Source organism: Nostoc flagelliforme FACHB-838, from assembly GCF_014698065.1.
In the GTDB taxonomy this organism is placed as follows: domain Bacteria; phylum Cyanobacteriota; class Cyanobacteriia; order Cyanobacteriales; family Nostocaceae; genus Nostoc; species Nostoc flagelliforme_B.
Genome location: NZ_JACJSI010000288.1, coordinates 1 through 7,498, shown reverse-complemented (window position 1 = coordinate 7,498; position 7,498 = coordinate 1). Strand labels below are relative to the sequence as shown.

Annotated in this window: 5 protein-coding genes and 2 pseudogenes; all 7 read right to left on the bottom strand. The window is 40.2% G+C overall.

The genetic code is table 11. The features are described 5' to 3' along the window. The coding region (locus H6G97_RS41050) for a DUF3854 domain-containing protein (RefSeq protein ID WP_190946345.1) at positions 1 to 1,358 on the bottom strand (1,358 nt) is incomplete at its 3' end. A 177-nt stretch (positions 1,359 to 1,535) separates the two neighbouring features. Next, positions 1,536 to 2,027 carry a relaxase/mobilization nuclease domain-containing protein gene (locus H6G97_RS41045; RefSeq protein ID WP_190946344.1) on the bottom strand — a complete coding sequence of 164 codons (492 nt, stop codon included), beginning with the start codon at positions 2,025 to 2,027 and terminating at the stop codon, positions 1,536 to 1,538. A gap of 5 nt (positions 2,028 to 2,032) precedes the next feature. Next, a pseudogene (locus H6G97_RS41040) lies at positions 2,033 to 3,801 on the bottom strand (type IV secretory system conjugative DNA transfer family protein). 2 nt (positions 3,802 to 3,803) lie between these two features. Next, positions 3,804 to 5,003 carry a hypothetical protein gene (locus H6G97_RS41035; RefSeq protein ID WP_190946343.1) on the bottom strand — a complete coding sequence of 400 codons (1,200 nt, stop codon included), beginning with the start codon at positions 5,001 to 5,003 and terminating at the stop codon, positions 3,804 to 3,806. Further along, a complete protein-coding gene (locus H6G97_RS41030) occupies positions 5,000 to 5,755 on the bottom strand; it encodes a hypothetical protein (RefSeq protein WP_190946342.1) in 756 nt (251 codons plus the stop codon). The genes H6G97_RS41035 and H6G97_RS41030 overlap by 4 nt, the downstream gene beginning before the upstream one ends. Then, positions 5,752 to 7,311 (bottom strand): TrbI/VirB10 family protein, encoded by a 1,560-nt coding sequence (locus H6G97_RS41025; RefSeq protein WP_190946341.1) that lies wholly within the window; start codon positions 7,309 to 7,311, stop codon positions 5,752 to 5,754. Before H6G97_RS41025 ends, H6G97_RS41030 begins: the two co-directional genes overlap by 4 nt. After that, positions 7,308 to 7,498 (bottom strand): annotated as a pseudogene (locus tag H6G97_RS41020) (hypothetical protein); the annotation flags it as partial. The gene H6G97_RS41025 and the pseudogene H6G97_RS41020, both read right to left, overlap by 4 nt.

Sequence of the window (7,498 nt, the reverse complement as noted above, 5' to 3'; positions counted from 1 at the left end):
ATGGCTGCGTGACCTTGGCTTAACAGACTAGCCGCCTTCTTCGCGCCCTCTGTAATGATGAGTGGGATATTGTGTTTGCACACACAATACCAAAAACCACTCAAGCGATCGCTATCGGTGGGGTTTACTCCAGCTTTTGAGTAAATATTTTGGGCAATCACGCCTGGGACATCTAGCAAGAAAATACTCAAATCAACTGATGGTGGATGCTCATATTTAATGAATTTGCCTTCAACCGCAACAGTGAACCCATCTTTTTTTACGGTTTTGGGTCTGGGGCGGTTTGGCTTATAGCATCCCCATTCTTTAATTTGAGGTTGCTCACCAGGGGTAAGATTAGCAAATGTGCGCGGATCTACTCCGGAATTACACCACCAGCCACCTGCATCTAAGTGGGAATAGAGTTCTAAAAACCTAGTAGAGAGGCTACCTGTATTTGTACGCGAGAGTTTGTCGCTGATCATCAGCCGTTCCCAAGCTTCATGTTCGCCACCGACATAGCTAAAATGAAGACTAGAGAAGTTGAGATGTGCAATTTCTGGTGCGATCGCACTGCCTACTACTAGCTCGTGCCAATGTTGCGGATCAATATGTTCTGGGTGATGAGGGATATGTTGATTATTTTGTGGATCGAGTTTTTCACTAGTTATAGGAATTGTGTGGTCGATGACAATCTTTGTTGTTAAATTATCATCTGCAATGTCATAAGAACTAATCACTTCATCCTGGTGGCTCTGGTTATCAACTTTATTGTTGGCGCTGGTTTGATTAATCAAATCCTCATCTACAAGCTCAGAGGGATTATCAACATTCCCTTTATATGATTGTGATAATGTATCTTTAAGTTCATCTTCACCTGTTAAAAAAACATTTCTCTGGATAGAAGGATTTAAATCTAGATTTTGTTGGTCTTGAATAGGTAGATATTCTTGGGGATTTTGAGAATCGAATGGTATAGTTAAAAACTCAACAGATGTGGCAGAAGGCGGAAGAATTAAGGGGGAATTGGGGTTAGGTAAAACTGGAGGTAAATCAGGAGCAGGAGGAAAATTTGACGGTGTTATATCATTACTACCGGGGAGAAGTTTCGGCAATAAATATGCCATCGTCTCTTCTACTTGTTCTATTTCCTCATCTATTACACCTTCAAAGTTACCTTTAGACCATTTCCAACCACCATCCTTATCAGGAGTAAGAAAATAAGTTTCTTCTCCTATTTCAATTCGACATTTTAAATCAATAGCTGATTCGATTGAGTTATAAATAAACTCTCCTAAAGGATAAATAAAAGCTCTAATAAAATGCTGACTAGCTCTAGCGTAAGCGGAAGTGAGTTGCAAATGTCGTTCATCAAACATATTTATTTGGGTGTAGCAGAGTAAAGGGTAAAGGGTAAAGGGTAAACGGATTAAAATTCATTCTTTTTCGCTTTTTGTTTCTTTTCTACATTCTTGTCTAAGCATCTTCGCTGGAATAAATTGAACAAACCTTCGATACCCCAAAAAAGGTTTGTTCAATTTATTTTTGCTTAACCCCTAACCGCAACAGTTGCAGAATCGCCTTTGCAAATATTTGTTATGAACAGGGTTGTCGATGATGAGAGAACAAGATTGGCGCAGAACCTCATATTGTTGCCAGTTAGCCCCCAAGCATTTGATATCGATGAGCTTACCTTGGGGTGTAATGCGATTAAAAATAATATGAATATAAATATTGCCCTTTTGAATATCTAAAAAACAGATATACTGCAAATCATGCCAGCCGATACCGTGAATATATCGGTTAACAATTTTCAGACAAGATTCTTGATTTAGTTGGATGTAAGTGTTTTTTAAGCTGATGATAGTATATATGCCCAAATTCCTCAGCTTTCGTCTAGTTTTAGATAAAGTCTTAAACTCCTGAATAATTTGTTGGGGAGGCAGACTAATATCAATCAAACTACCATTCGCTAACATCTTTTCTTGAGATAGTGTTTGAATTAGCTCAAAATTGCTAATCTTTAATTCTTCAATAGTCATTTTCATAATAATCAAATTCCACTGTCAGATTTGTTTTGATTAATCATGCTGCCGACTTCTTTGAATGTTAGTCCAGAATTATTAGAAATAGCTTGAGGGTTTTCGGGAAGCGGAAAGCGTGAATCAACTTGCTTAACTCGCAAAGCTAAATCTTGCTGTGAGGGAAATTTCTGTGTACTCTTTCTAGCTAATAAACTGACAATTCTTGCCCATTTAAGCTGATTGTATTTATCAATATTTTTGAGTGAATCATTAATTTTGATAGTTTTGAGTAAAGGAACAGACCCCTCCTTTTTATTGGCATAAGCCGGATTAATAAAAACACATTTGCCAGCAATTAGTTTGAGAAACTGAGCCGATTCAAAAAGCTTTCTAGTTTTTTCTTGGTTACTAATACTAGTGCTATTATTTTTACCCCCAGTAGAACGGCTTTTTTGCTTGTACTTAATCTCTTCATCACCCAAGAAGTTGGAGAATAATTGAGCTGACTCGTTCTCACCAGGATTGAATATAAACTTAGTGCTGCAAGCCCCCAGGATCGCCTTAGCTATATCTTTACCGTAGTTCTTCTCAAGCTGCCCCATATTTTGGAAGCCGATAAGACCGCAGAAGCCCTCAGAACGAGATTCATTCAGCCATCTATATAAATCAGGTAGGTATATTGAAGGTAATTCATCCAGTGCAACGATCAGTGGATCTTTCCTTTTAGAAGCAATATTTCGGGCGATGGTCATGTGTAAAATGCTGGTCATGAGGGGCCCTACGCATCTCGACGTTCTCTGTCCAACCCAAAGATAATCATCTGCTTACCTTTAATTTCCAAAGGTAAAGTTGTCTTACCGATGAAACAGCCCAAGGTGTTTTTCGCCATAAAGCGAGTAAACATAATACTGGCAGTTGCAACAATCCCGGCAACGGTTTTTTCACTAGCTGCGGAACTGAACAGTTGACCAAAAGCAATTTTTACCCAAGGATTGAGAGAAGCAGCCATGAGGCGTTTGACCATTTGCTCACTAGAGAGGATCGCCGCGCAAGTCATAACATCTGCGAATTGACCGAACTCTTTAGCTAACATCAATATTGCTTGAGTCAGCTGATCACCGGATGGGCCAAAGAAACCATCCTCAGTTGAATTGCCTAAAAGTCGGAAATTCTTATTGATCACAGTGGAAATTTGTCGGGACGATTCGGCATCACTACTATCCCGAAGAAAATCTAAAGGATTGCAGACTTCAGATTCAGGGAATCCCGGTGCAAAGATGTGAACATCATAGCCCTTGTATTTAGCATAAGCAGCAACTTTCGCTTGAGAAGGGTATTTAAAGTCATAAACTATACATGGAAATTCCTGATCAATTGCCGAGTAAATCATCGGGTTAATGGCGCTGAATGTTTTACCGCTACCGGGAGCGCCGATGACAGCTGTACCTCTTTGCACATCAGGAATATAAAAAGTAGTATTAGCACCTTTTCCCTGATGCTTACCAATGTAAAGTGCCGCACTATCACATTGGGGATTGGCGATTTGCAAGATGGCTTTTTTCTGAGCAGTAGCAGTTTCTTTAGCTCCACCCCAATAAGAAGTAGCGATTTTCTTTTTGTTACCATCGCCAAAAAACACCCTGAGCAAAATATAAGCACCAAGTAAGGACAAAACTGTTAGTCCATTGGGGGTAAAAAGAGAGTAAGTGTACTTCCCAATTGCGTCTGAAGGATTTTGTAATTGCTCAAATCGAAATTCTTGAGGGTTAGCGCTATTTATTTTGAAAGATTTGCTCATATTTAAGGTAGAGAATTAGGTTGACCAAGAACGATAGGATCTTTCTCTCGGTACTCAATAAAAGGCACAGGCCCTATGAAGTAGGGGCTGCAAGTGCGACCAATGAAGGGTATAGTTTTGCAGATGCGGAAAAACATAGCAGTCTCCACCTTTCCACTGCCTTCATAAATATTCCAAACTACTTGCTTAAAGCTGGAGCCAAAGGGGTTTCGACCAGTAGGCTCTTGACCATCATTAAGAGCTTTTAAAATGCCAAATCCACCATTAACCTTTTGGAATTTTCCAGATATCCACTGTGTTCCAGTAGTCTCACCAATGCCTGACATTTCCGCATGAGCGCAATTGTTTTGTAGACAGGAAACGTTAAAGCCATCTTGATAGCTACCAGATATAGAGCGGGTACGGTTAGCTTCAATATCTCCCAATGGCAGATCAACTTTGGCAACAAATGAAAGGTCAAGTGTTCGCAGTCCTGGTAGGTTATTCCAGGTGAGAGTGGACAATCCAGGTACTCCATTAATTTTGGAGTCTTGCCAATTCTCAAATCTATTAATAGATGTATTTTGAATGTCGGAAATAGATGTTAGTGAGTAATTTTTTAAATTTATTACTCTTCCTAATGGAACGTCACGTAAACGAGAATTTCGGCTGGCGTTACCTATTGTGCCCCCAGTAATTCCAAATCTTCTCAAGAAATCGCTGACAGGTTTAACACTTGTAACATTTCTATTACCTAAACCAGGAATCGCTTCGGTTAAAGATGGTAAAGTTTGCCATTGAGCTAATTGAAAATCATCTAATGTTAATTCACTTAAATTGATTCCTTGTGCTGAAGCTATGGTTGAGAGATTTAAATTTTCTATTGCTAATTGGGGTGTTTCAAAATCTCCCAGTTCCATAAACTCGCTAATGCTTTGTCCTGCCGTCCAAGTTCTAGTTTCTGTACCTCTTGTGCCTGGATAGGTAACACTCCCACTTTCAGAAATAATCATGTCGCTGAATTTGAAACGCGACCAATCAGGAGTAAACCCATTAGGTGAATTGATAACGGGTACTTGTGCAGAGGCTTTGGGCATGATTAACCCAATGGTTTGATTGAGTAGCCCGTACTTAATGAAACTATGAATCAATAAGCTACCTAATAAACTAAAAAAGATTAGGTAACGTAAGGCGTTATCATTGAAGCGAAAAGATGATTTCATAAGCCATTACCTTGTCCTAAGTTATCAGAACTATTACTTAAAGCAATTAATTTATTAGCTAAGTCTTGAGAGACAGAAGCCTTATTAGCAGCAGTAGAGATGTCATCACCTGCTTGTAAATAACCGATTAACTTTTGCAAGCGCTGGTGTAGTTCATCTTGCTGAAGAATCCATCCACTTTTAATAGCAACAACAATACCGCCTCGAATTTGGTTAATTGTTTGCTGTGTTTTAACTAATGATTGCAATTGAGGTTTCGGGGCTGTTTGTCCTCGTGCGACATCATTCTGGATCGTTACCTGACTATATTTAGGAGTGCCATTACTTGTTGCTAGCCGAAAACTGTAAGCTTTACGCTCCCCAGAGGATGACTGCGTAATTACTGTTAACAAAGTGGTAGATGTTTGCGGTATTCCGGGAATGTTTACTCTTTTGATCCGTCGCAGATGAATCAGTCCAGCGCCGGGGCTAGAGCAATTCTGATCCAGTCCCTCTAAGCAACCATCTGTGTCAAGCAGAATTTGCGATGGATCATCTAACCAGACTTTTTTAATTGTCTCGCCAATTTCATAGAAAGAAATTGCTACACCGTGACCATTCCAGACGTTGATAGTTTGTAGTTTGGCCTGCGTCCCACTAGCTTGAGTTTGTTTGATGGTGCGAACGACTGGTGCAGCAATTGTGGATAGTGGAGTCGCGGCGAGAGCCAACGCTAGAGTGCCGCTTGTAACTGTGTTAATTATGCTTTTCATGGCAACTCTAAAGAGCGATTTACATTAAAGGTAACTTTGGTTCCCTGTGGAATAAACCAAATATTAGGGCGAGAAGTAATTTCTTCAGTAGCACGTTGATTGCGTTGACTAAGATTTTGGCTGATGTTACCAAAAAAACCTGACATTAACGCACCAGTGAGATTGCGCTGATTCCCACTACTACGTCTGCGAATCCTGCCTGTAGATTCATCAAGAATTTCTTCTTCACTATCTGGTTGGTTAATAATCTCCCCAACCTTCCCTAATGCAGACACAGCACCGCCAAACAAGTCACTTCGTGCAATCTCGCCGCCCCTGTCTTGAAATCTTCGAGCTATCAAGGGTCTACCACTTTCCCCAGTCACGGAAATCGTACCCGCAGAAATAGGATATTCTGTATTATCTTTAATGAGCGCTCTGACATAAGCGACAGCGTAACTGCCGCCATCAACCGAAGCTAACTCAACTGCTAGCATTGTGCCTTTTGGGATTGCCACTTGCCCATAGTTATCGCGTAAATCCTCTTGCAGTTTAGCAATAGACTTAGTGTTATTAGAGATTGGTGTTTGTGTTTTTCCTGAACCATTAACTGTGGTTTGAACTAATGGGGTAACAATCACACCTGTAGCAAATGAGCCAACTGTCAAATAACGAGTTTGTTTACCTTGGAGAATTTGGCTTTCTTGAGGTAAATAATTGTTAGCTAAAGTAATCTTGTTAACCTTAGAAGTTGCTTGCCACCTGGGGCGGAGCTTTTCAATCGAGTCGCTTGAGTTTTGCGGCGTGGTTTGGTCAAAATTATTTGTATTTGTTTGTTCATTTTGTTCATTCGGTTGATTTTGAATTGCTTGAGTTTGAGAAAGATCCGAATCTAATGAAAATTGTTTGCTGGTGCTAGTTTCGGCGTATGCGATTTTGCCGTAAGAACCGATGCCGCGGAGTTTGTTTAATTGTTCAAGGGGATCTAAGGGTGTGAGTGTCCGTGCAGATATAGAGGATCTTGGAGAAAAACTCGTGCGTGTTGGAGGGGTATAAACTCTAATCTGTTGTGGTGCAGTCTGAGTTACGCGACGTGGTTGTGTATTTTGAACAGTCCGTGGCGCAGGCTGTGGAGATGGTGGGTTAGATGGCACAACCTTTTGGTTTACTGAAACTGGTACTGGCGCTAGTTGGTCTTTTTTATTTTTGTTAATGCGACCTAACTCATCTTCTTGATCTGACAGAGCTAGTTTTGCACGCGCATCACCGTCTCCATCATCACTTCCTTGGGCTTGTTCAGTGGTGGGTATTTCCTGCGTTTTCAGACCAATCTTTGGTGCTGGTGCGGGATTGAAAACACCATTGAGCATCAAAAATATCGCTAAAAATCCGACTCCAAAAGGGACAGCAATTATTGCTAGTCTTGACCAAGGAGAAGTAACAAATGTGTGCTTAGTCGGTACTAATAAACTTTCTGGTTCTGGTGCTTTATTACCATTAGTTTTATTAGTATCATCTATTTTAAGCAAATCCTCTAAAGTCGATACAGACCCATTTTTATTATTCTCTTCACTCATTTCCTTCTCCCGAAGTTTAAATCTACAATTTCTGTAATTTCTAATCCGGCGCGACGGGCTGCATAAATCTTCTTAGCTAAATCAGTGGTATTAGCTGGGATATATTCTGGATTAGAAATTGAAGAAACTGTAACGGTTTTGTTGAAAGCAATTCCTTTGCCTAAGTTATTCTCACGCTCAAAAGTTA